Origin of the sequence: Achromobacter sp. GbtcB20 (genome assembly GCF_019091095.1) — a bacterium.
Taxonomy (GTDB): Bacteria; Pseudomonadota; Gammaproteobacteria; order Burkholderiales; family Burkholderiaceae_B; genus Achromobacter; species Achromobacter mucicolens.
Map to the genome: position 1 here is coordinate 1 of NZ_JAGXJZ010000941.1, position 233 is coordinate 233.

The following is a 233-nucleotide window of genomic DNA, read 5'->3' on the forward strand; positions in this document are numbered from 1 at the left end:
GGCCGAGCTGCTGATCGGCGCCAGCGGGATGCGCAGCTCGTGCGCCAGCATGGCCAGGAACTCGTCCTTCATGCGGCTCATGCGCTCGGCCTCGACGCGCGCCGTGCGCTCGCTCTGCAGCAGGGCGTCGCGTTCGGGCGCCAACTTCTGCGCCACCTCGTACAGGCGCGCGTTGTCCATCGCCACCGCGGCCTGGGCGGCGACGCCGGCGACGATGCGCTCGGTGCGCTCGG

1 pseudogene is annotated in these 233 nt (G+C 73.4%); it reads right to left on the reverse strand.

Annotated elements, in window-relative coordinates:
• Positions 1 to 233, reverse strand: a pseudogene (locus KVT32_RS31735) (histidine kinase); the annotation flags it as partial.